General features: G+C 69.8%; 23 protein-coding genes. 10 read left to right on the forward strand and 13 right to left on the reverse strand.

Annotated elements, in window-relative coordinates; translation table 11 throughout:
- Positions 1-169: 169 nt before the first annotated feature.
- Positions 170-1,093, forward strand: coding sequence for an Mbeg1-like protein (locus QZ814_RS10870; protein ID WP_294331886.1), 924 nt, complete (start codon positions 170-172; stop codon positions 1,091-1,093).
- Between the two features lie 34 nt (positions 1,094-1,127).
- Positions 1,128-2,048: a hypothetical protein gene (locus QZ814_RS10875; protein ID WP_294331889.1), complete on the forward strand. Its 921-nt coding sequence runs from the start codon at positions 1,128-1,130 to the stop codon at positions 2,046-2,048.
- A gap of 33 nt (positions 2,049-2,081) precedes the next feature.
- Here QZ814_RS10875 and QZ814_RS10880 read toward each other — a convergent pair whose 3' ends face one another.
- Entirely contained in the window at positions 2,082-2,702 is a 621-nt protein-coding gene (locus QZ814_RS10880; protein WP_294331892.1) for a GAF domain-containing protein, read from the reverse strand.
- Between the two features lie 474 nt (positions 2,703-3,176).
- On the opposite strand from QZ814_RS10880, the gene QZ814_RS10885 reads away from it, so the two are divergent.
- On the forward strand, positions 3,177-3,632 hold the full coding sequence (locus tag QZ814_RS10885) for a hypothetical protein (RefSeq protein ID WP_294331894.1): 456 nt from the start codon (positions 3,177-3,179) through the stop codon (positions 3,630-3,632).
- Between the two features lie 11 nt (positions 3,633-3,643).
- Here the strand turns inward: QZ814_RS10885 and QZ814_RS10890 are convergent, their stop codons facing one another.
- The 12 genes from QZ814_RS10890 to QZ814_RS10945 are packed head-to-tail and all read right to left on the reverse strand — an operon-like array spanning position 3,644 to position 14,362.
- On the reverse strand, positions 3,644-4,198 hold the full coding sequence (locus tag QZ814_RS10890) for a hypothetical protein (protein WP_294331896.1): 555 nt from the start codon (positions 4,196-4,198) through the stop codon (positions 3,644-3,646).
- The gene (locus QZ814_RS10895) at positions 4,195-4,650 is read right to left on the reverse strand and encodes a hypothetical protein (protein WP_294331899.1); all 456 of its coding nucleotides are present in this window, start codon (positions 4,648-4,650) and stop codon (positions 4,195-4,197) included. Before QZ814_RS10895 ends, QZ814_RS10890 begins: the two co-directional genes overlap by 4 nt.
- Complete coding sequence (locus QZ814_RS10900; protein WP_294331902.1) at positions 4,640-5,959, reverse strand: FliI/YscN family ATPase; 1,320 nt, start codon at positions 5,957-5,959, stop codon at positions 4,640-4,642. The genes QZ814_RS10895 and QZ814_RS10900 overlap by 11 nt, the downstream gene beginning before the upstream one ends.
- Positions 5,956-6,543: a FliH/SctL family protein gene (locus QZ814_RS10905; protein WP_294331903.1), complete on the reverse strand. Its 588-nt coding sequence runs from the start codon at positions 6,541-6,543 to the stop codon at positions 5,956-5,958. Before QZ814_RS10905 ends, QZ814_RS10900 begins: the two co-directional genes overlap by 4 nt.
- A complete protein-coding gene (locus QZ814_RS10910; protein WP_294331905.1) occupies positions 6,540-7,016 on the reverse strand; it encodes a hypothetical protein in 477 nt (158 codons plus the stop codon). Before QZ814_RS10910 ends, QZ814_RS10905 begins: the two co-directional genes overlap by 4 nt.
- The gene (gene sctJ / locus QZ814_RS10915) at positions 7,013-7,777 is read right to left on the reverse strand and encodes a type III secretion system inner membrane ring lipoprotein SctJ (RefSeq protein WP_294331908.1); all 765 of its coding nucleotides are present in this window, start codon (positions 7,775-7,777) and stop codon (positions 7,013-7,015) included. The genes QZ814_RS10910 and sctJ overlap by 4 nt, the downstream gene beginning before the upstream one ends.
- Complete coding sequence (locus tag QZ814_RS10920) at positions 7,774-8,196, reverse strand: hypothetical protein (RefSeq protein WP_294331910.1); 423 nt, start codon at positions 8,194-8,196, stop codon at positions 7,774-7,776. Before QZ814_RS10920 ends, sctJ begins: the two co-directional genes overlap by 4 nt.
- 2 nt (positions 8,197-8,198) lie before the next feature.
- Positions 8,199-8,507 carry a hypothetical protein gene (locus tag QZ814_RS10925; RefSeq protein ID WP_294331913.1) on the reverse strand — a complete coding sequence of 103 codons (309 nt, stop codon included), beginning with the start codon at positions 8,505-8,507 and terminating at the stop codon, positions 8,199-8,201.
- A complete protein-coding gene (locus tag QZ814_RS10930; protein ID WP_294331916.1) occupies positions 8,504-9,724 on the reverse strand; it encodes a hypothetical protein in 1,221 nt (406 codons plus the stop codon). Before QZ814_RS10930 ends, QZ814_RS10925 begins: the two co-directional genes overlap by 4 nt.
- The gene (gene sctC, locus QZ814_RS10935) at positions 9,721-11,559 is read right to left on the reverse strand and encodes a type III secretion system outer membrane ring subunit SctC (protein ID WP_294331919.1); all 1,839 of its coding nucleotides are present in this window, start codon (positions 11,557-11,559) and stop codon (positions 9,721-9,723) included. Before sctC ends, QZ814_RS10930 begins: the two co-directional genes overlap by 4 nt.
- Positions 11,556-13,517 carry a flagellar biosynthesis protein FlhA gene (locus QZ814_RS10940; RefSeq protein ID WP_294331924.1) on the reverse strand — a complete coding sequence of 654 codons (1,962 nt, stop codon included), beginning with the start codon at positions 13,515-13,517 and terminating at the stop codon, positions 11,556-11,558. The genes sctC and QZ814_RS10940 overlap by 4 nt, the downstream gene beginning before the upstream one ends.
- A 2-nt stretch (positions 13,518-13,519) precedes the next feature.
- Positions 13,520-14,362 carry a lytic transglycosylase domain-containing protein gene (locus QZ814_RS10945; RefSeq protein WP_294331928.1) on the reverse strand — a complete coding sequence of 281 codons (843 nt, stop codon included), beginning with the start codon at positions 14,360-14,362 and terminating at the stop codon, positions 13,520-13,522.
- A 475-nt stretch (positions 14,363-14,837) separates the two neighbouring features.
- Between QZ814_RS10945 and QZ814_RS10950 the strand changes: the two genes are divergently transcribed.
- The 7 genes from QZ814_RS10950 to QZ814_RS10980 are packed head-to-tail and all read left to right on the forward strand — an operon-like array spanning position 14,838 to position 19,432.
- Positions 14,838-15,995: an EscU/YscU/HrcU family type III secretion system export apparatus switch protein gene (locus QZ814_RS10950; protein ID WP_294331933.1), complete on the forward strand. Its 1,158-nt coding sequence runs from the start codon at positions 14,838-14,840 to the stop codon at positions 15,993-15,995.
- A gap of 24 nt (positions 15,996-16,019) precedes the next feature.
- Positions 16,020-16,340, forward strand: a complete 321-nt coding sequence (gene fliO / locus QZ814_RS10955; protein WP_294331936.1) for a flagellar biosynthetic protein FliO — start codon at positions 16,020-16,022, stop codon at positions 16,338-16,340.
- Entirely contained in the window at positions 16,340-17,257 is a 918-nt protein-coding gene (locus QZ814_RS10960) for a FliM/FliN family flagellar motor switch protein (protein ID WP_294331939.1), read from the forward strand. Before fliO ends, QZ814_RS10960 begins: the two co-directional genes overlap by 1 nt.
- Positions 17,254-17,952 (forward strand): type III secretion system export apparatus subunit SctR, encoded by a 699-nt coding sequence (gene sctR, locus QZ814_RS10965; RefSeq protein WP_294331942.1) that lies wholly within the window; start codon positions 17,254-17,256, stop codon positions 17,950-17,952. Before QZ814_RS10960 ends, sctR begins: the two co-directional genes overlap by 4 nt.
- A gap of 12 nt (positions 17,953-17,964) precedes the next feature.
- The gene (gene sctS / locus QZ814_RS10970; protein ID WP_019368943.1) at positions 17,965-18,231 is read left to right on the forward strand and encodes a type III secretion system export apparatus subunit SctS; all 267 of its coding nucleotides are present in this window, start codon (positions 17,965-17,967) and stop codon (positions 18,229-18,231) included.
- Positions 18,228-19,055, forward strand: a complete 828-nt coding sequence (gene sctT, locus QZ814_RS10975; RefSeq protein ID WP_294331946.1) for a type III secretion system export apparatus subunit SctT — start codon at positions 18,228-18,230, stop codon at positions 19,053-19,055. Before sctS ends, sctT begins: the two co-directional genes overlap by 4 nt.
- The gene (locus QZ814_RS10980) at positions 19,052-19,432 is read left to right on the forward strand and encodes a helix-turn-helix transcriptional regulator (protein WP_294331951.1); all 381 of its coding nucleotides are present in this window, start codon (positions 19,052-19,054) and stop codon (positions 19,430-19,432) included. Before sctT ends, QZ814_RS10980 begins: the two co-directional genes overlap by 4 nt.
- Positions 19,433-19,563: the final 131 nt, after the last annotated feature.

Below are 19,563 nucleotides of genomic sequence, written 5' to 3' on the forward strand. Positions count from 1 at the left end.
AACCTTATCGCCACACCGCAAGCATCGCCTGCGCCGAACGAGGCTGGGATGGCACACGCCTCCCGCCGGCACCGCCGACGTGCGACGGCCGCCTAAACGAATCGTCGAGCGACAGCGCGGGAGGGCAATGGCATGCACGACCGGACGGCCTTTGGCGAGGAACCAGGACATGATGTCGGCAGCTGACCCGCGCTCGCGAACCACCGGCATCGACTCCGCTTCTGCGCCGGCGGCATCGCGATCGCGCGCCGCGAACGACGACTTCCAGGCGCGCCACCTGCCCGCGCGCGAGCTGCTTGCCTGGCAACAGCCCGTGGCGCCGGCCCCGTTCGCGCGCTGCGACTCCCCGCCGCAGGCGGCCGAACGGGCAAGCGGACCTTCCACCGTCGACCTCGCGGCGATGGCAGCGGACGTCTACAACGACGCCCCCGCCCCGCCGGCCGGCTACCGCGTCGCCAGCAGCGACGACCTCGCGCAGATCGGCCTGCGCGGCGAGGACCTCAGCTCTCCCCAGAGCAGCTTCCGCGCCCGCGTCTATGTGGCGGAGGGCGATGGCGGCCCCGATTATGTCGTCAGCTTCCGCGGCACCACCGACGGCAGCGACTGGAAGGCCAATGCCCAGCAAGGCGTGGGATTGCCCTCGGACCAGTATAGCCGCGCCCTGCTTCTCGCGAAGGCCATCGGCCGCCACCCGGAGGCGCAGGTGACGATCACCGGCCATTCGCTGGGCGGCGGCCTCGCCTCCGCCGCGGCGCTGGCCAGCGGTCGCGACGCGCAGACCTTCAACGCCGCAGGACTCAGCGACGCGACGATCCGCCAGGCGCAGTCGATCCGCGGCGACACGCCGGCTCCGAAGATCTCCGCCGTCTATGTGCGCGGCGAAATCCTCTCCGCGATCCAGGACGGCGGCGACCGCGTCGCCGGCGCGATCCTGGGCGGCATTCCCGGGGCGATCCTCGCCGATGCGCCGGAAGCCTATGGCACCCGCATCCCGCTCGACGCGAAGCAGCCGGCGGGGCAGCATTGGTACCAGGATACGCCGCTTGCCCGGCACGGGATGGACTGGGTCCAGGCCAGCCTGGGCGCGCCTTGACCGCGGCCCGCCTCCCTCCCTACAGCATGCGCCGGTGAACCGCCGCATCCGCCTTTTCGCCGCGCTGATGCTGGCCGCCGCCCCGATCGGAGGATGCATGGCCGCCGCGCCTTCCTGCTACACCAAGCGCGCCTCGGTGGTGCTGCCGGATCGCACCCGCGTGCTCGCGCATCTGAACAACGGCGCCGCCGGCCGCGCGCTGGCCGAGGCCATTCTCGACGGCCGCCTCGAGGACGCCCGCGCGATGCTCGCGCGCGATCCGCGGCTGATCACCACGGCCGTGGTCGACGATCCCAAGGTACCGCAACCGCCGGCGGGGCAATATGGCGATCTGCTCACCTTCGCGGCGTCCCGCTGCGATGCCGACGCCGCGACGATGCTGTTCGCCGCCGGCATGCCCCGGGACGGCATCCGGCGCGGCAATGCGCTCGCGCTGGCGATCCTGGCGGACAGCCCGGCGATGGCCGAGCGTCTGCTCCAGGCCGGTGCCTCGCCCGATCCGCAGGCCCAGGGTGGTGAGGATCCGATGCGCAGCGCGATCAGCTTCGGCCATGTCGGCGGAGTGATGACCCTGCTCCGCCACGGTGCCGATCCGCGCTGGACCGACCGCTTCGGCATTGATCATGTCCGCATGGCGATGGATGCCGAGCAGACGACCATCGCAGAGTTGCTGATCGAGAAGGGCGGCACGCTGTGGAGCGTCGCCGACGACGGCAGCATGGCCGCCCATGGGTTGCTGGAGACGCCGGTCGTCTTCACCAGCCCGGACCTGCAGGCCGCCCGCGCCCGCCTGGTCGAGCGCGCCCGCAGTGCCGGCCTGGGCTGGCCTCCGCCCGATCGCGCGACGGTAAGGCGCCAAGTGGCGAGCGGCGCCTGGCCTACCCCCGCCATGACGAAGGCGGGCATGACCGTCGCGCCGGCCGTCCTGGAGCGGATGCGCGCGGCCGGGAACTAGGCGACCCTGCCCCGCCGCCGCGCGGGGCCAGGCTCAGTTGCTTGCCTCCGTTCGGGCATTGCCGCCGCGCTCGGCCGCCGGCGATGCTCGGTCTTCCCAATGCGGCTCCAGCCTGGCTTCCAGCTGCCGAAGCTCGGCGTCGAGGATCGCGACGGCCTCCTCGTCCCGCTGGGCCATGGCGAAGCGGATACGCGAGGAAAGCTCCGCAATGGCGAATTCGGCATGGGCGACCATGTTGGCCTCCCGACCGATGACCGCCGATGCGTCGCGGGCAAGCGCGGACAACCTGTCCAGCGCATCGGCATCCACCCGGCGCGGCTTCTGATCCAGCAGGCACAGCGTGCCCAGCGCGAGCCCGTCGCGCGTGACCAGGGGTGCGGCGTAATAGGCCCGCACGCTCATCTCGATGACGGCGGGCGCGAACTTGAAACGCTGCTCCTGCCATGCGTCCGCAACGCACAGCGGCGCGAAGTCGGGCATCCGGATCGCGGCGTCGCAAAAACTGTCCGGCCGCGTAAATTCTCGCGGATCGAAGCCATAGGCGACGGCGAGCCACAGCCGTGTTCGATCGACGATCGAGACGGCGGCAAATGGGAACCGCGTATCGGTAGCGGCCTGCTTCACGATTTCGGAAAGTTCTTCGTCGCCGCGCATGCCAAACACGCCGCTACTGAGTACCCGCGCCTGACGCCGAAGTTCTGACGATCGCGGCACCTCGTTGCCGCACCCCGCACCGTTCATGCACCGCACCCTTGATTACGGTGATAGAAATAGCGCCTAAAGCGAAGCCTTCGCAACACTTTTCCGCCCGACTTGTGCATTCGATTGCACCGCGGGTAGACGAAAGATCAGGATTATGGGAATCCTACGACCGGAGGCTGATGGTTCGTTGCACGGCCGCTTTCTTCTATACTGATGCCACCGTGAAAGTTATAAATTGTATCAATGAAAAAATACATGATGGAGGCGACGTTTCGTCTACCGGATCCTTCCATGCCAACACTGGCGCGCTGCACCTGCACAGCAGCCTCCATGCCCGGACCATCGACTAAGCGATTCGTGGAGCGCGCGCCGCTGCACAAGCGGCTATCCCGGCAGCATGATCCCCTCACCGGACAGGAGTCGGCCATGACCCAGCCCATCGGAATCGGCAGCGCGCGCGCCGCGGGGGTCGGTGCCGTGTGCGCCATCGGCCCCGCCGGTGGCACGCTCGCACACCGGACCATGGCCATTCTGGCGACCCGCGTCGCCGGCACGCTCACCCAGGCGCTGGGGCTGGTGCAAGGCACTGCCACACCGCTAGCGGCCGTGGACCCGTACGGCGTCGAGACCATGGCGCGGGAGCTTGCCGCGGCGCTCAACGCCGGTCCTGCCGATGCCGGGCAGCTGTCGCGGGCGCTGAACGACTTCACCGGCGAGGTGGCGGCGCTGGTGGCGGCAAGCCCGACCAGCGATGCGCTGGATCGGCTGTCCCGGCTCGGTGACGGACCGCCGGCGCCCGAACGGCGGCCCGGCTGGACGGATGCAGCGCACGCGCTGGCCACGATCGATACCGCCATCGCGCAACTGCGCGGCCCCCGCTAGGCGCCGCAGCGTCAGCGCCGCGCCGCGTTCGGCACCGCATTTCCCTGCACCGCGACCTTGCCGACCCGCACCTCGCGCCGCAGCAGCCGCTCGTGCAGTTGCTCGCTCCACTGCGCGGCGACCGCGGGCGGCACGGCCGACGACGGGACCAGCAACACGGTGACCCGCCCCGCAAGATCCTGGCCGAGCACCGCCCCTTCCACCTTGTAGCTGGCGAGCGGCAGCGACAGATACACCTCTGGCCGGGCGGTCTTGCTGACCTCGGCGATCGCCGCCGCAATCCGGTCGAGCTGGGCCTGCTGGGCGGGATCGACCGCCCCTGCAGCAGAGGGCCGGGCCGCGATGGCGAATGTGGCAGCGTCGCGCGGTGCGAGCATGGCGGCCAGACCATCGGCCTTGTCCGTACCGGGCTCCTTGGCGAGCTTTTTGCCGGCGTGCCGCAACAGGGCATCGGCAAAGGCCTTGCGCTGCTTCGGCGCCGCTTCAGGCGCGCCTTTGACCGGCACCTCGCGCGGCGCCGGCGCGGACTTGCTCTGCACCGACGTGCTGGTCGATGCGCCGCTCATGCCCGGCCTCGCGACAGGAGAAAGCTCGTAGCGTCGGCGTCGACGCGATCCTCGGCGCGGCGCTGCTCGGCGCGACGGAGCGACCGGTGGTGGGCGGCGACGCTGTCGCTGCGGACGCGGTGCTGATCGAGCACGCGCCCGGCCGCACCCTGCACATCGACGGCGCGGTCATGCAGCGTCCACTGATCGCCCGCGCGGGCGACCGCGTCGATCTCCTCGGCGATACGCTGGTCGAGCCACAGCCGCGTCTGCGGGCAGGCCGGGTTCGCTTGAAACAAGTGTCGCGCATTGCCGCGCGCGCGCGCCGCTGCCGAGCGGGCGGAGTCCGCAGCGCGCGCCGCGGCCTCGGCACGATCCGCCGCCTCGCGCGCCTCGATCAAGGCGTGGGTCAGGCGCTGCTCGCGCATCTGGGCGATGCGCGCCAGCACGGGCGCGCGATTGTCAGCGGGCATGGTCCATCTCCTCGAAGGTGCGCAGCCGGGCGACGCTTTCGCCGAGCGTGGTTCGTTCATTGCCGGACTGGCGCAGATAGGCAGCGATGGCGCTGCGCTCGGCCAGCGCGCGATCGGCCAGCGGATCGCGGCCGGGCTGATATTCGCCGATCTGGACGAGCAGCTCGATCTCGTCGAGCTTGGCCAGCATCGCCCGCAGGCCGTGCGCCGCGCGCAGCTGCGCCGCGCTGGCGAGGCGGGGGAACAGGCGCGACAGGCTGCCCAGTACGTCGATCGCCGGATAATGGCCGCGCGAGGCGAGCTTGCGCGAGAGGACGATATGGCCGTCGAGCAGCGAGCGGACTTCCTCGCCGATCGGGTCGCCCTCCTCGTCCTCGAGCAGCACGGTGTAGAGCGCGGTGATCGCGCCCTCGGCGGCGGTGCCGCTGCGCTCGAACAGCCGCGGCAGCTCGGCAAAGACCGAAGGCGGGAAGCCGCGCCGCACCGCCGGTTCGCCCGCCGCCAACCCGATCTCGCGCAGCGCGCGGGCGAAGCGGGTGACGCTGTCCATCAGCAGCAGGACGTGGCGGCCTTCGTCGCGCAGGCCCTCGGCGATGGCGGTAGCGACAAGCGCCGCGCGGACCCGCTCCATCGCCGGGCGATCCGAGGTGGCGACGATCACCACCGATCGGGCAAGGCCCTCGGCGCCGAGCGTCTCCTCGATGAACTCGCGGACTTCGCGGCCGCGCTCTCCGATCAGCGCGATGACGATCGCGTCGCACTGGGCGTTGCGCGCGAGGTTGGCGAGCAGGGTCGACTTGCCGACGCCGGCGCTGGCGAAAATACCGACGCGCTGGCCGATGCCGATCGGCATCAACCCGTCGATCGCACGGATGCCGGTCTCCATCGCCGCGTCGATCGGGCGGCGATGCATCGGGTTGGGCGCCTCGCCTTGGATCGGCCGGTCTGCCCCCCGCCGCACGCTGCCGAGGCCGTCGAGCGGCTGGAGCCGGGCATCGAGCACGCGGCCGAGCATGTCTGCGCCATAGGGCACCCGATCCTCGCCGCTCCGCAGGATCACGTCGCTGTGCATCGACAGGCCGCGCAGGTCACCGAGCGGGGTCAGGATCGCGCCGCCCTCGGCGAGGCCGATCACCTCGGCCCAGAGCGAGAAGCCGGTCTCGGCATCGACAATCTCGCAATTCTCGCCGATCCGCGCGCGCACGCCGGTGACACGCAGCGTGGTGCCGAGCGCGCCGACGATGCGGCCATGCTGCTCGAACATCGGCGCCACATCGAGCGCACGCAGCAGCGCCAGCGGGTCGCTCATGCCACCCCCCAGCGCTTGGCGAGGGTTTCGAGCTGGACCGAGAGGCTGGCGATCACCTGCCCCTGCTCGGTGCGGATCGCGCAGTCGTGCACGCCCAGCGCGGGATCGGGCAGGATGCTGACTTCGGTCAGCGCGGCGAGCTGGGCCGCAACCTTCTCGGCCATGTCCGGCGCGACGGCAACGATCACCGCGCCCTGCGGCTGCAGACGATCGAGCGCGCGCGCGACCAGCGCGGGCACCAGCGTCGCGTCGTCCAGTTCGCCGAGCACGGCGTGCACCGCCGCCAGCGCCGCCTCGGCGATCTCGTTGCGCCGCGCCTGTTCCTGTGCCTCGATCGCGGCGGCGAACTGCGCAATCTCGCGGGCGAGCAGGTCGTCGATCTCCGTCCGCGCGCCCGCGAGGGCGGTGCAGTAGGCCTCCTCCCGCGCAGCGTCCGCGGCCTGGACCGCACGCGCCTGCGCCTCGCGCACCGCGCCGAGCAGCGCCACCGCATCGCTGAACGATCGTCGCTCGTCGCGCTTGATCACCGCGCGTTCGCTGAACAGCAGCGTCGCGTCATCGGCGTGGACGAGATGATAGGTCATGCAAGGCTCTCCGCAATGGCATGGGCCCGCGCCAGCAGGTCGCGCGCCACGGCATCGTCCCGCGCGCCGGGGAAGCGGTCCTGCAAGGCGAGCGGCAGCGCCGCTTCCAGCAATTGCGCGCCGGCGGCGAGTACGCGTTCCGGCGGCGGCAGCTTCTCCGCCCCGGCCGTTTCCGGCACCTCGGCTTCGCAGACCGCATCGAATAGCGGCTCGCCCACTGCCGCCGCCAGCGCCGCCAGGCGCGGCCCCGAAATCTCGGCGTCGATCGCACGGCGGTGGCGCAGCAACCCGGCCGCGGCGGCGATCCGCGCCCGCTGCTCGTCGGGCGCGTCCAGCCAGTCCGGCAGCTTGGCGAGGTCGCCGAATCCCACCGCTGGCTGGCCGCTCGCCCGGCGGGCGAAGCGCGCACCGCGCCCCTGCCCGCAATGCCGGGCGAGCAGCGCCAGCTTGGCCGTCCGCACTTCCCGGTTCACCGCTGCACCGTATCCGGCAGGCTGGTCCGGGGTTTCCGCATCCGCCACAGCCCACGCCCTGCGATCGCCAGCACGATCAGCGCGACCACGCCGATCGCCCCGCGCATCAACGTGGCGATGGAGACCATCCCCTCGCTCTCCGGCAGAACGGGCGCCGCCTGGGCCGGCACCATCACCACCGAGACGCGATCGTAGGTGAGCCCGTCGATCGAGTTGGTAACCAGCGACTTGATCGCGCCGGTCTGGCTGCGCAGGTCGAAGCCGGTCCGATACTTCACGAACACCGATGCCGCCGAGGGCTTGGCCTCGCGCGACAGCGGATCGGCCTCGGGCATCGTCAGGTGCACGCGCGCCTGCACCACGCCGTCGATTCCGCTGATCGTCCGGCTCAGCTCCTGCGAGAGGCCGTAGATCAGCCGCGCCCGCTCCTCGAGCGGCGTGGAGGTGAAGCCCTCCTTCTTGAACACCGAGCCGAGCGAGTCATAGTCCTCGTGCGGCAGGCCATGCGCGCGCAGCGTCTCCACCGCGCGGGCGAAATCGGCCTGGTCGACGGCGATGCTCCACTGGTCCTTCTCTCCCGCTACCTTGGTCGCGGTGATGCCGGCCTGATTGAGCACCGCGATCATCTCGTTGGCGGCCGGTTCGGTGAGCTTGCCATAGACTTCCTGCCGGCTGCAGCCGGCAAGCCCGAAGGCGGCGATCACCAGCAGCGGCGCGGCGATCCGCGCCTGCCAGCGGCGCGCGGAGGCAAGGCCGCTCATTGCTGCTTGAACAGTTGCTGCACGCCGTCCGAGCTCCGGTTGGCGATGTTGGAGGTAAGCTGCGCCTGGAACATGAATTCGGAGCATTTCATGTTGAGCTGGACCATCTCGCCCGGCGTCAGCTGCCCGCCGCTGGCCTCGGCGGTCTCGGCATAGCGCGAGACGGCGCGGGCTTGGACGTTGACCTGGTCGAGCGCGTCGAACATGCCCTTCATCGCCGGCGGTATGGGCCCCGCGGCGACGGTGCCCTGCACCCCGCCCATCTTCTCCAGCGCGGCCTGGAAGCGCGCGTCGAACTGCGGCGTGGTGGCGCCGCCGCCATGGCCGCCGGGGGCGAGCAGCTCGAAGGCGCGCGACACGCCGCTCGCGCCCTGCCCCCCGGCCGGCGCGACCAGCGCGCCGATTGCATCGATGCTCATCGTCAGCTCTTCCGCGCCATGGTCTCGAGCGCCTTGGAGACGCTGTCGATCGAGCTGTGCGAGCTGTTCGCCATGAAGCTCATCCGCATCGATTCGGTGGTCAGCTGGGTGATGTCGGAAGGCTTGTCGCCGCCCTGGCTCACCACGTCGGACTGGGCGGTGATATTGTCGGCCTGGGTGTCGAGCGCCTTGCCCCAGGCTTCGCCGAACGCCTCGAACCAGTTGCCCTTGCCGGTGCGGCTCTCGGTAGTGCCCATGGTGCCAAGCGAGGCGATCGTGCCGAGGACGGCGCTGTTGATCGGGTTGGTCATTGGATGGTCGCTCCGTTGGTGTCGCCGCCAGGGGTGGTGGAAGGTGCCGGGGACGGCGGCGTGCTGGGTCCCAGGACGAGTTCTTCGATCCGGCCGTCGCGCTCGAAGCTGGCGCGGCCGTTGCCGATGGCGACGATGCGGTGGCCGGTGGGCACCGTGGCGCCGGCGAACCAGCGGGTGCCGTCGGCGGTGGTGAGGTAGCCGGGGTCGCCGTCGACGAAGGTCGCGAGGCCGTATTCCGAGCCCGAGAAGAAATATTGGAGGTCGCGGTCGCCGCGCTTGCTGTCGGTGGCGAAGTCGACGCGGGTGATGCCGGGCACGTCCTCCTTGATCAGCCGGGCGAGATCGGCCTGGCGATCGGCGGGGAGGAACTCGGCCTTCACCATCAGCGTGTTGCCGCGGCGGGGAATGGCCTCGGCATCGACGCCTTGTGCGCGCAGCAGATCGGTGGCGGCGGCGGCAAGGCCGTCCATCGTCTCGACATCGAGCGTGGCCGGGCCGATCTGCTCGGCGACAACCTGGCGCAGCCGGGCGAGCGCGGCGTCGTCCTTGACGATCCCGCGCACGATCGTGCCGTTGCGGGTCTCCTCGACCTTGAGGTCGCGGAAATCCGCGGCGGCGAGCATCGCCTGCTCGCCCGCCGTGTCGTGCAGCTGGCGCGTCGCCCAGCGGATCGCGGGCGGCGCGAACAGCAGGAGCAGCAGCAGCGCGGCCACGGCGGCGGCATAGGCGGGCCAATATCGGTCGAGCGCCAGCGCCCCGCGCATCGGGTAGAGCCGCGTCGCCACCCGCTCGGGGATCGCCGCGCGTTGCGGTGAGAGCATGGGCGCATCGGCGGCGGCTGGCGCGACCATGGGAGCCAGTCGGATGGCGTCGTCCCAACGCGGGTCCTCGGGCTCGCCGATTGCGACGGCAACCGATCCGACCAGCATCGGCACGAAGGGCGGCAACGAGGCCTGTTCGCCCGCCGAGACCGGCCGGCCGAGCAGGGTCACCTGCCCCGCTGCCACCCGCACGCAAGCCACACCTTCTCCAAGGTCGAGTTCTAGCGAGACGCCGCGCGCCGAAGGATCCCGCAGCACGATATCGTGCTCGAACCCATGCCCGACGCGGACGAACTTGCCCCGGTGGAGTCGGTGCTCGGCGCCCGACAGGCGGCCGCTCAGCACCCGCAGCACCATCATGCCGGGCTTTACCGGCGCGAAGGGCGCGTTCACCGGCGCGCTCCCCGGCGGCGCTTCTGATGCTGATCGGCCGCCGCCTGGATCTGCTCGATCGGGATCGGGTTGGTGGCCGAGGTCGGCTGCACCGCCGCTGCCTGCTGCTCGCGGCGCGAGACGACGCGCGGGGTGATCAGGAAGATGCGCTCGAAATGCTGGTCGCCCTTCTTGCGCTTGCGGAACGCCTGGCCGAGGATCGGCACGTCGCCCGCGACCGGCACCTTCGACTTGTAGTCATAGGAGGTCTCGACCGTCATGCCGCCGATCAGCAGGCTCTCGCCCTGCTTCACCACCGCGCTGGTGTTGATGCTGCTCTGCTTCACCGCCGGGATGCCGTCGACGACCAGCCCGGTGGGCGAGCCGTCGAGGATCTCGATCGCCATGCGGGTGCGCAGCTCGCCGCCGTCATAGAGGATCGACGGATTGACCCGCATCACCATGCCCGCGGTCACCGGGAACAGGTCCACCTGCCGGTCGCCGGCGACGCGAACGTAATATTGGACCTGGTTGTTGAACACCGCAGGGATGTTGTTGAGCGTGCTCAGCCGCGGCCGCGAGATCACCCGTAGCGCCCCGGTCTTCTCCAGCGCGGTGATGCGCGCGGCGAACAGGTCCAGCCCGCCGGTGAGGTAGGCAGCACCAACATTGCCGGCGGAGAAATTGTCGGTCGGGTTGGTCGCATTGCCGCCGAACAACGCGCCGAGGCCGCCGGTCTTGAAGCCGAAGTCGAGCCCCAGTTCCTTGAGCTTGCTGGTGTCGAGCTCGAGGATCGTCGCCTCGATCTCCACCCCGCGCGGCTCGACGTCGAGCGCGCGGACGATGTCCTCGTAGACCGTCATCGATTCCGGCCGATCGCGGATCAGCACGGCGTTGTTGCTGGGGTCGACCTCGACGCGCGGGCCGTTGATGTCGCGCACGGCGGCTTCGCGCACCACCACCGTATCGAGCCCGGGCGTGCCCTGCTGGTCGAAGCTGCGCTGCGCCTCGTCGGGCGGCACGGCATTGAGGCCGCGCCCGCCGAGCCGCGGGAGCGACTGGCGCTGGACATCGAAATTGCCGCTGGTCGAGACAGTCGCACTCGGCCGCCCGTCGCCCATCATGCCGCGCAGGATCGAACCGACGCCGGGAATGGTGATGGTGCGGTCGAAGCTCTTCTGGATCGTATCGTCGGCGCGGGCATAGCGGAGGTAGAAGATCCGCACCTCATAGGGCGAGCGGGTCGTGGCCCCGCTCAGCACCTTGGAGCGGAGCGGCGAACTCGCCACCGTCTCCATCGCGGCAGGCCCGAGCAGCGGCGAGACGATCGGCGCGTTCGAGGACGTGGCCGAAGCTTGGATCACCGCCGGGTTGCCCGCGGTGCCCGCCAGCTGCGCCACGCGGTCGAGGAACGCCGGCACGCCGGTCGCGCTCACCGAGTTGCTCGCGGCCGAGACGCGGTTGGCATCGTCGAGGATCCGCAGCTTCTGCGCGTCGCGTACCACTGCCTCGGGATCGGCAGCGTTGAAGCTGCGCGAGGTGACCTCGGCCGCCGAATAGACCCGCACCACCGCGCCGTCGTAATAAGCGACAAGGTTGAAGGCCTTGGCGAGCTGGGTCCACACCTGTCGCGGCGTGCCGACGAACACGCCGTTGACCTTGCCGGTCACCGCCGAGCTCACCTTCGCCTTGACCCCGGCCTGGCCGAACAGATCGACCACCGCGACATCGACGCGCTGGTTGCGCGCGGTGAGCGTGATCCGCTTCTGCCCCATGGGCGGCGTCTCGGCGGAGGCGGCGACGGGCAGCAACGCGGTGCAGGCAAGCAGGGCAAGGAAGCGCTGGGCGCGGATCATAGGGAAACCTCGTCCGACATCTGGTTGGTCAGGCTCTCCGGGGCGGCGTTGATCTCGCCGACGATGTCGAGCGGCACGGCCGGGTTGAGCTCGTTGAAGCTGATCACCGGCACCTCGAACAGATCGCCCGCGACCAGCAGGCGGAGCGGCCGGCGGAGATCCTGTGCGGTGAGGATCGCCCGGGCGCCGCTGCTGGCGACCTGGGTGGACAGCAGCGCGATCAGCGCGCGCATCTGATGCGGGTTGATCGCGAGACGCATCTGGCCGTCGACCGGGGTGACGGTCTGGCGGATGGTCTCCTCCAGATCGGCGCCGACGATCAGCACGCGCAGGCGGCCCGCCTCGCAGAGCGGCGCGATCAGGTGCCGGCGCATCGCTACGCGCACCCGCTCCGCCATCGGCACGGCTTCGCGTTCATACTGGCCGACCTCGCCGATCGCCTCGATCGCGTCGCGGAAGTTGCGCAGCGGCACGCTCTCCTCGGCGAGCAGGCGCAGCACTTCGCCGATCCGGCCGGTGGGCACCGCGCGCACCGCTTCCTTGACGACTTCCGGATGCGTCTCGCCGAGCCGGTTGAGGTGATCGGTCACCTCCTGCAGCCCGAGAAACAGGCCGAGATTGCGTTCGAGCAGCTGCGCCACCCGATCCGCCGCCACGTCCGGCAGCGTGGCCGCATCGGTCAGGCCGCCGCCGAGGGGTGCGTCATGCGCGCTGAGCAGCCATTCGCCCTCACCCAGCCGCGCATCGGGGACGACGCGCAGGTCGGGGATGGCGATGCCGGTCCGCGTCTGGAGCGCGGCGGCGCCCTCGCGCAGCCGGTCCGCCAGGGCGGCGAAGGCGGGGTGCTGCGGCGGCAGGCCGACGGCGAGCCGCAGCGGGTCCACCACCGGCAGCGCCTGCGCGGCGATCAGCGTCTCGCCGGTCGCGACCGCGGTCTCGCCCGTCGCCAGCCCCATCCGCGCGCGCAGCCAGGCACCGGAGGTCGGATGGAGGAACGCCCCGCCCAGCAGCAACGCGCTCGCCAGCGCGAAGAAGATCAGCGTCGGGAAACCCGGCACCAGCCCGAGCAGCATCGCCAGGCCGCCGGCGATCATCAGCACATGCGGCTTGCCGGTGATCTGCCGCGCGATCGCCGGACCGAGATCGCCGTCGCGCTCCTCGTCGGTGGTGCGCGTGACCAGCAGGCCCGCCGCCATTGCCGAGAACAGCGCCGGCACCTGCGCGACCAGCCCGTCGCCGATCGTCAGGATCGAGAAGGTCGTCGCCGCCTCGCCCGCCGACATGCCGTGGTAGAGCATCCCCACCGCCAGCCCGCCGAGCAGGTTGACCAGCACGATGATCACCGAGGCGATGGCATCGCCTTTCACGAACTTCATAGCGCCGTCGAGGCTGCCGTGGAGCTTACTCTCCATCTCCAGCGTCCGCCGCTTCTCGCGCGCCTCGTCCTTGGAGAGGATGCCCGAGCGCAGGTCGCTGTCGATCGACAGCTGCTTGCCGGGCATCGCATCGAGGCTGAACCGCGCGGCGACCTCGGCGACTCGCTCGGCGCCCTTCGAGATGACGATGAACTGGACGATCGTGATGATCAGGAACACCACCAGCCCGACCACGAGGTTGCCGCCCGCGACCATCTGGCCGAACTGCTGGATGATCTCGCCGCCATCGACATGGGTGAGGATCATCCGCGTCGTCGAGATGCTGATCGCCAGGCGGAACAGCGTGGAGAGCAGCAGCACCGTCGGGAAGGTCGAGAAATCCAGCGGCTTAGTGACGTACATGCAGCTGAGCAGCAGCAGGATGCCCACGGTCATGTTGGTGGCGATGAACGCGTCGAGCGCCAGCGGCGGCATCGGCACGATCATCAGCAGCACGACCGTGACGACGCTGCCGACCAGCAGCATGTCGGCCACGCGCAGGGGCATGCGGCGCAGACCGCGCAGGATCAGGGCTGGGGCCATGGTCAACGGCTCCGGCTGGCCTGTTCGGCGACGAGCCGGCTGTACCGGCCCATCACCCCGGCGACATAGGCCTGGGTTTCGCGATAGGGCGGGATGCGGTTGCCGTAGCGCCGCACCGCGCCCTCGCCGGCATTGTAGGCAGCGAGCGTCAGGTTGAAATCGTTGAACCGCCCGTGGAGCTGGCGCAGCAGCCGCGCGCCGCCATCGACATTGGCCTCTGCGTTGGCGGCAGACACGTTGAGCATCCGCGCCGTTCCCGGCATCAGCTGCATCAGGCCGTGGGCGCCGACCGGGCTGGTCGCGTCCGCACGATAGCGCGATTCCTGGTCGATTACCGCGTGGAGCAGCAGCGGGTCCACCCGTCGCCGCGCCGCCACCCGCTGGATCATCGCGTCATAGCGGGTGGTGTAGGAGATCGGTCGCATCGCCAGGATCGCATCGTCGGACGCCGCGGCGACGACGGCGGCAGGTTCCTGCCGGGCCGGCGCGATCGCCGCAACGCGCAGCGTCGCGGTGGGCGCCGACTCGGGCCGGCGCCGCGTGCCCGCCGAAACGCGCTGGAACGAGGCCGCACGATCGGCCCCGGACCCTTCCTCGGCCTCCGGTGCGATGCGCACGTCCTTCGGCATCTCGGTCGGGGACCCCGGCGCGACGACGATGGAACGGCTGCATTGCTGGAGGGACTGGATACCCGCCAGCGACGCCTGGTCCGCGACCCGCAACGTGGCGGTCAGCGGACAGGGCGGCGGCGGCGGAGTCTTGTCCCGCGACCATGCCGCATCCGGAATAATCAGCACGGCACCGATCAGCACCGGCCATGATACGCTAAGAACTACGCTACGCATTTGCATCGCTCCCCAGCCGATAGCCCTTATGGCCAACAGTTGTTCAGCACGATGCCCCACAATTCCCGGCCTGCTCGTCCGGGAACACCTATAGGCTGTCGCGTTTTTCTTTCAGTTTCAAGTCGTTCTTCAGAAATATTTCACCATGTTGCGACGAGGCGAAAGGAGCTTTTTCGTCGACGGGTGGAGGAACCTTTTCTGAATCGCCGATTGTTGACAGATCTGTCAGCACGACCGGACGGCTGTACGCAACGACTTGTCGCGCGGCGAATCATAAAAAGTCTCGGATTCCCTAGGGTTTCTTCGCAGGCGTTACTAATCGGCATGCATTTTGCCTGTTGCGCCGGGGAACCGGTTACGGGATTTTACGTACGTCGTTGCCCCGCCCCACGGGCAGCCGATGTGTCGACCTGCTTGACCTGCCCGGACCCTCCGCAACTTCGCGGAATGCGCCCGGCGGCAAGAGTTTATCTTCATGAGCCAAGGCAAGGACAGCGCCGACAAGAGCGAGCTCCCGACGCCGAAGCGGCTGCAGGACGCGCGCAAGAAGGGGGACGTTGCCAAATCCAAGGATCTGGCCACGGGCCTTCTCACGCTCGCCTGGCTGCTGCTGTTCGTCACCGTCTCGGGCTATGCCGCCAGCGAACTGGCGCGCCTCGCCGGCGACGTGGTGGCGAAGGCCGCGACCGGAGCGTTCGAGCAGACCGCGCCCGCCATCGCCTGGGACGCGGCCTGGACGCTGCTGCGCCTCAGCTTCGCCACGCTGGTCCCCGCCGCGCTGATCGGCACCCTCGCCGAATTTCTCCAGGTCGGGCCGATGATGACGACCGAGAAGATGAAGTTCGGGATGGAGAAGCTGAATCCGATCGAAGGCCTGAAGCGGATGTTCGGCAAGGACGGCCTGTTCGAACTCGCCAAGACGCTGGTGAAAGCCGCGCTGATCTGCTTGATCGGGTATCTGGTCTACCGGAGCGCCCTCGCCAGTTCCGGCCAGCTGATTCGACTCGCGGCGACCTCCCCCATCGACGAGTCGCGCGAAGGTGCCGCGCTGCGCACGATCGGCCTCACCTATTCGCTGACGCTGCAGATGCTGGCGATGGTCGTCGCGGTATTCCTGTTCGTCGCCGTCGCCGACCGGATCTATGCCAAGCACAGCTTCATCAAGAAGATGAAGATGAGCCGCCGCGACATCAAGCAGGAGCACAAGGAGAGCGAAGGCGATCCGCAGGTGCGCGCGCTGCGGCGGGACATGCACCAGGAATGGGCGAACCAGAATCATCTTGGCGCCACCCGCGGTGCTGCCGCGCTGCTGGTGAACCCCACCCATATCGCCATCGCGCTCAACTATGACGAGACCAGCTGCCCGGTGCCGGTGATCGCCGCCAAGGGCATGGGCGAACTCGCCGCCGCGATGCGCGCCGAGGCCGAGGAGGCCCGCGTGCCGATCGTCCGCAACGTCGCCGCCGCCCGCAGCCTGTGGGCGCGCGGCGAGATCGGCGAGATCGTGCCCGAGGACATGTTCGACGCGATCGCCGCCGTGATCCTCTGGGCCGCCAAGGCGAAAAGCGGCGACGGCCCGATGCAGCACGACATGGATACCGCCGCCCCGCGCCGCGCCGCGCGCCAACGCTGACCAGACCGGAGAACGAACCGCATCATGGGAATCGGAGCCGTCCTATCCTCGATCCTCGCCATCGTCGTGGCGCTTGCCCTGGTATTGGGCATGGCCTGGGGGGTGATCTGGCTGCTGAAGAAGCTGCAGGATCGCCAGCTGGGCGTCGCCGCCAATGGCGAGGGCGAAGCGCCGATCCGCTTCCTCCGCTCGATGCCGCTCGGCCAGCGCGAGCGGGTGGTGCTGATCGAGGCGCGCGGCGAGACGATGCTGGTCGGCGTCACCGCCGGATCGGTGACGCTGCTCGCGCGCTGGCCCGAGGGGCAGGCGCCGGCCAAGCCGATGCCTTCGCCGGTGCGCTTCTGATGGCGACGATGCTCCGCCTCGATGCGCTCGACCTGCCCCGGGTCGATCCGACGCGCGATGCACTGTCGAGCGCGGTTGCGCGACTGCTCGAAGATGCCGGCTTCGCGGTCGAGATCATCGCGGCGCCCCCGCGCGGCAGTTGGTTCCGCTGCGCCGATGGCAGCCAGTTCCGCCCCGGCGGGGCCGTGCTCCATCCCGAGCGGATCGCCGAAGCCGCCACCGCGCTGGACGATGCCGAGCCGCTGCTGCTCGCGCTCGAACAAGTGCTGGGACTCCAGCTCGAACCCGAGGATCTCGGCAACGCATCGGACGATGCCGCGCTCCATTTCGTCCTGCGCCGCGAAGATCAGGATGCCGCGCTGCTGTTACCATGCGACCATCCGCACGCGGCAAACTGGCGCGCCGAGGCGGACGCACTCACCCCGCTGGCCGCGCGCCTGCCGGTCCTCGCGCACCTGCTGGTGCAGGGGCCCCGGCTCGGCATCGCCGAAGCGGGCGACCTTGCCCCCGGCGACCTCGTGCTGATCGGCGCCCGCCCCCGCGCCACGCTCGAAGCCCCGCATTTCCGCCAGGCCGGTCAGTTCGACCTCGCCGCCGGCAGTTTCACCCCGCATCCCGACGGAGCGCCCATGGATTCCAGCGACGCTGCCCCCTCCCCGCGAGATTTTGCCGTGCCCCTCACCCTTCGCCTGCCCGAGCAGCGGGTCAGCGCCGCGGCGCTCGCCGATCTGCGCCCCGGCGTGGCGCTGCCGCTCGGCCCCGTCTCCGAAGGGATTGCGGTGGAGCTGCTGGTCGCCGGTACCCCCCTCGCCCGCGGCGAACTGGTCCAGCTCGGCGACCGTTTCGCGGTGCTGATCGAGTCCCGCGTCGATCTCGCCGACGGCGCGGTCCGGCAGCCGGTGGAGGTGGACGCGTGAACCTCGCCCAGTTCACCCCCGGCTCGGCGCTGATCACGGTCGTCCTGATCGCGCTCGCCCCCTTCTTCGCGGTGATGGTGACCAGCTTCACCAAGATCGCCGTGGTGCTGAGCCTGGTGCGCAACGCGCTCGGCCTGCAGCAGGTGCCGCCCAACCTGGTGCTCAACGGGCTGGCGCTGATCCTCAGCGTGTTCGTGATGTACCCGACGCTGGAGAAGATGCAGGCCGCCGCCGCGGTCCAGGGCCCGGCCACCCCCACCATGCCCGGCGATCCCCCGGCGCAGGCCGAGAACCCGATCGAAAGTACCGGCGACATCTTCGCCACTGCCGACCGCGCCAAGGAGCCCTTGCGCGAATTCCTGGTCAAGCACAGCGACCCGCGCGAGCGCGCCTTCTTCCTGCGCACCCAGCAGCGCATCGGCGATCCGGCCAAGGTCAGCACCCTGCGCGACACGGACTTCGTGATCGTCATCCCGGCGTTCGTGGTGAAGGAGCTCAAGCTGGCTTTCCAGATCGGCTTCCTGATCTTCCTCCCCTTCCTCGTCATCGACATGGTGATCGCCAACATCCTGCTGGCGATGGGCATGATGATGCTCTCGCCGGTCACCATCTCGCTGCCGTTCAAGATCCTCCTGTTCGTGCTGGTCGACGGCTGGGTGAAGCTGAGCCACGGGCTGGTGCTCTCCTATGCCTGAGGAGGCGCGCGCATGAGCGACGATCTCGTCGCCGTCACCACGCAGGGGCTGTGGCTGGTGCTGCTGCTCTCGGCGCCGCCGATCATCGCGGCGTCGGTGGTGGGGCTGCTCGTCGCGATCGTGCAGGCGGCGACCCAGCTGCAGGAACAGACGCTGCAATACACGCTCAAGTTCTTCGCGATCGTGATCAGCATCTTCGTCACCGCCAGCCTGATGGCGGGCACGCTGTACAGCTATGCAGATTCGATCTTCTCCGGCCTCGCGGCGGTGGGGCGATGATCGAGGCGGTGCCCCCCGGCGTCGGCGTGCCGCTGTTCGCGGCGATGCCCTGGCTCGACCAATTGCTGGTCGTCGCGGTCGCCTCGGCGCGCTTCGCCTTCGCCTTCGTGTTCGTGCCGGTGTTCTCGCGCGAGGTGATGCCGGGGACGGTGCGCAACAGCATCATCGTCACCTTCGGGCTGGTCGCGCTGCAGATGCAGCCGGATTTCCACCCGAACGCCCTCTCCGCGCTGGGCTGGCTCAAGATGCTGCTGAAGGAAGCCGCCGCCGGCGGGGCGATCGGGTTCTTCTTCGGCACCGTGCTCTGGGCGCTGGGCGCGGCGGGCGAGATCATCGACACCAAGGTGGGCGCGACGATCGGCCAGCTGGTCGATCCCTTGAGCGGCAACACCAGCTCGCTCACCGGCATCCTGCTCAGCCGCTTCGCCGAGGTGGTGTTCGTAACCGCCGGCGGGCTCACCCTGCTCGTCGGCACGGTGATGGGCAGCTATCTGATCTGGCCGCTCGGCCCCGGCGGGCTGCAGCTCGATGCGCGCGCGCTGATGTTCTTCGAGGGCGAGTACGGGCGCCTGTTCGCCCTCGCCTTCCTGTTCGCGGCACCGGTGCTGACCGTGCTCTACGTGATCGACCTGGCGATGGGGTTCCTCAACCGCTTCGCCCAGTCGTTCAACGTCTTCTCGATGGCGATGCCGATCAAGGCGGCCGCCGCCACCTTCGTCGTCATTCTCACGCTCCCGCTGCTCGCCCAGGCGATCCTCGCCGATCTCGGCACGCGCGAGGAGATTGCGGGCGGCGTCCTCCAGCGAACGGCCAAGCCGCAATGACCAGCGCCACCGCCCTCCGCGCGCCCTCGCCGCCGCCAAGCGATGCCGAGCAGCTCGCCCAACTGATCGCCGAGCTGCGCGCGGCGGAGGAACGCCGCGGCGCCGCCACCCGCGAGATCCGCATCGGCGAGTTCACCGTGCCCGGCTGGCGGGTGCCGCTGCTCCATTTGGCGGGGCTGCAGACGCTGACCCGCAACGAGGCGGCGGTGCTCCGCTTCCTCGGCTGGGGCCGCGCGAACGGCGATATCGGCACCTTGCTCAACATGACCGAGAACACCGTGCGCACGCACATGAACAACGCGATCCGCAAACTGGAGCTCGACGGCGTGCGCGAACTCAACAGCCTGGCAGGACTGCTCTTCCTGCCCCTCGAATGAGCGCCCTCCTCGACGATTCGTTGAGCCCGGCTAAACGAATCGTGGAGCGCGTGGCGGCCCGATCCGGGGCAGTTTGCCCTCGTACCGGCGGCGCGGTGTCGGCGGCCTGGCTCCCGAGGGGAGCGCGACAG

This window comes from uncultured Sphingomonas sp., assembly GCF_913777625.1.
Lineage (GTDB): Bacteria > Pseudomonadota > Alphaproteobacteria > Sphingomonadales > Sphingomonadaceae > Sphingomonas.